The sequence below is a fragment of the Frischella sp. Ac48 genome, from assembly GCF_019641635.1.
Taxonomy (GTDB): domain Bacteria; phylum Pseudomonadota; class Gammaproteobacteria; order Enterobacterales; family Orbaceae; genus Frischella; species Frischella japonica.
Genome location: NZ_JAETXP010000027.1, coordinates 1 through 2,296, shown reverse-complemented (window position 1 = coordinate 2,296; position 2,296 = coordinate 1). Strand labels below are relative to the sequence as shown.

Below are 2,296 nucleotides of genomic sequence, written 5' to 3'. Positions count from 1 at the left end.
CCAAAGAAGGTCGCAAATGGACCAAATGCAGGTACAACTGATGGGTTTAAAAAAACTCAAACAAAAACGACTTATGACCCTAATATTTTATCTGATACTAAAGTTGCTGATATGTCTAATCGGGCTGCAAAACAAGCTGAAAGTCATTTTACATCTGATCCAGCAAGTTTTGTGCATGACGTTAACATTGATGGTTATTGGTTTAGAGTTACGCGCGATGCTAAATCTGGTAAAATCAGCAATTCATTCATTACGATGCCTAAAAGGAATAATAAATGAATAATACACTTCAATGGTTGGAAACAACGAAAAAACTTTTGATTGATAATGGTGGTGCTGAGCTATATTGTTTATTGGAAGTTATGTGTAAAGAACAAAAAATGAATTTTTTACAATTAATTTATGATGCATCAAAAGGTATTGGTGCTAATGTTTCTGAAGGAGTTGAGTATATTTTAGATCAAGATTTAGATAATCCCGAAGAATTTGATGGAGTAACTTTTGTTTTTGGTGATTGTGAAGGTTATCCAATGCCTCTCCATCAGTTTATAACTTTAATGCAAATAGTATCCGATGCATATATCAATGCACATCCTAGTGAAAAAGATTCAATAGAATTTTATATGAATAAATTAAGAGAACGTTATTCAAAATAAGGGATAAATCCTCATATAGTAGTGGGAAAAATCAACCATTTATGTTTAAACTTGCAAATCAAGTTCAACAATCAACCTGCCCTGTTCAATCTTAATGACAACAGGGCAGTCGACATAAAAACCAAATTGCTCCAGCCATCTATCCTTAATCGTCAGTTGTAATCTGGGGTTGGATTTTGTGCCTTGTGGCATTAGATAATATCCAGGCTGGCGCGCGTTCAGTGTGGAGTAACGAGGTTACCGCGACCCACGGTGGCGAGTTGATAGAATGGTCAGGCTTAGTGGCTAAAGGTTATGGTGAAATCGCCTATACACTGGTTGATATTGGTTTAATCACCAAAGCCTCATCGGTAGTCAAAATGGCAACACAAACCGAAAATGTGATTAAACTGGACACAACAACCGCCGTAAAAGTCGGACAGACAATCAAACCAACCGAAGTGACAATATCCATTGACAAAATCAGCTTAAATCAGAAGAATGTGATTGAACTAAAGGAATTTAATGCTGGAAATGGGACGAGTGGTGTAACACAGGCTGATGCAGCAAAATATTTTGGGCAAGAGCGAAAATATTGGAGCAAAGATCCTATAGAATTTAATGGTAATAAAGTTTATCAACGTAATGATTTGTTTGACCCGAATTTTGTAAGTTCATGGAAGGTAAACGGTAAAACAGTGACAGGAACAAATTTAGAACGTATGGCAAATGGATTAGCTCCTATAGGAAGTGATGGCAGAGCAATCAATTTGCATCATATGACTCAAAGGCAAGATGGTCCAATTGCAGAAGTTACTCAAAAATTTCACAAGGAAAATCACTCAACTATTCATGTTAATACAAATACAATACCGTCTGGTATAAATAGAAACAAATTTGAATCTTGGAAAAAACAGTATTGGAAAAATAGGGCAGCAAACTATGCAAATTAAAATTACTCCTAATGATGTTCAAAAATTAATTGATCTTAATTTAGATATTATCAACTTCGGTTCTCCCGATAATGCACCTAGTGATGAATGGATAAGCAAAGCAGAAATGTATATGAACATTACTTTTAGCGATTCATACAAATGGTTTCTTGCTGAATATGGTGGTGGTGATATAAATGGAGAAGAAATCTTTAGTATATATGAAATAGATTTCGAAAATGCCGTAGGAGGTGATATAGTTTACAACTATATAATTGATATTAGAGATAATCTTCATGAAAAGAATGAAATAGTAGTAAGTAGGACAGATTTTGGAGAAGAATTTTATTTTAATTATAATAAAAGTCTTAAAAATGAATGTCCAATTTATTTACGTTTAGGCAAAGAAGATGGGGTGTTTTATGCTGCCGATTTTTATGAATTTTTATATAAAAGAATTAAAGATTATTTATAAGTTATAGTTTTTCAAACTTGCAAATCAAGTTCAACAATCAACTTGCCCTGTTCAATCTTAATGATAACAGGGCAGCCGACATAAAACCCTATCTGCTCTAGCCACCTGCCTTTAATGGTGAGTTGTGGTCTGGGTTTTGTACCGTGTTGTATTATATTCTGGTTTTATATTATGTTGATAATGACGTGTATAACGTTTTTACGAGCGAATCATTACGTTTTTAAGATTAATTCTATTTGCTTTTGGTCATTTAG

Annotated in this window: 6 protein-coding genes; 4 read left to right on the top strand and 2 right to left on the bottom strand. The window is 33.9% G+C overall.

The window, feature by feature from the left end; genetic code table 11:
• Both JMI89_RS11680 and JMI89_RS11675 read left to right on the top strand, forming a co-directional pair.
• A partial coding sequence (locus tag JMI89_RS11680) for a hypothetical protein (protein ID WP_187756230.1) occupies positions 1-279 on the top strand: 279 nt, incomplete at its 5' end.
• On the top strand, positions 276-656 hold the full coding sequence (locus JMI89_RS11675) for a hypothetical protein (RefSeq protein WP_187756229.1): 381 nt from the start codon (positions 276-278) through the stop codon (positions 654-656). The genes JMI89_RS11680 and JMI89_RS11675, both read left to right, overlap by 4 nt.
• A 45-nt stretch (positions 657-701) precedes the next feature.
• Here JMI89_RS11675 and JMI89_RS11670 read toward each other — a convergent pair whose 3' ends face one another.
• Positions 702-848 (bottom strand): SymE family type I addiction module toxin, encoded by a 147-nt coding sequence (locus JMI89_RS11670; RefSeq protein WP_220680167.1) that lies wholly within the window; start codon positions 846-848, stop codon positions 702-704.
• Between JMI89_RS11670 and JMI89_RS11665 the strand changes: the two genes are divergently transcribed.
• Together JMI89_RS11665 and JMI89_RS11660 are read left to right on the top strand one after the other, a co-directional pair.
• A complete protein-coding gene (locus JMI89_RS11665; protein ID WP_220680166.1) occupies positions 842-1,588 on the top strand; it encodes an HNH/ENDO VII family nuclease in 747 nt (248 codons plus the stop codon). The two genes, JMI89_RS11670 and JMI89_RS11665, sit on opposite strands and share 7 nt — an antisense overlap.
• Entirely contained in the window at positions 1,578-2,042 is a 465-nt protein-coding gene (locus JMI89_RS11660; RefSeq protein ID WP_220680165.1) for an SMI1/KNR4 family protein, read from the top strand. The genes JMI89_RS11665 and JMI89_RS11660 overlap by 11 nt, the downstream gene beginning before the upstream one ends.
• Positions 2,043-2,053: 11 nt before the next feature.
• Here the strand turns inward: JMI89_RS11660 and JMI89_RS12185 are convergent, their stop codons facing one another.
• Positions 2,054-2,194: a SymE family type I addiction module toxin gene (locus JMI89_RS12185; protein WP_370633749.1), complete on the bottom strand. Its 141-nt coding sequence runs from the start codon at positions 2,192-2,194 to the stop codon at positions 2,054-2,056.
• Between the last annotated feature and the right edge of the window lie 102 nt (positions 2,195-2,296).

Coding starts and splice junctions, on each gene's coding strand:
- JMI89_RS11675 (WP_187756229.1), top strand. CDS start 276: ATGAATAATACACTTCAATGGTTGGAAACAACGAAAAAACTTTTGATT.
- JMI89_RS11660 (WP_220680165.1), top strand. CDS start 1,578: ATGCAAATTAAAATTACTCCTAATGATGTTCAAAAATTAATTGATCTT.
- JMI89_RS11670 (WP_220680167.1), bottom strand. CDS start 848: ATGCCACAAGGCACAAAATCCAACCCCAGATTACAACTGACGATTAAG.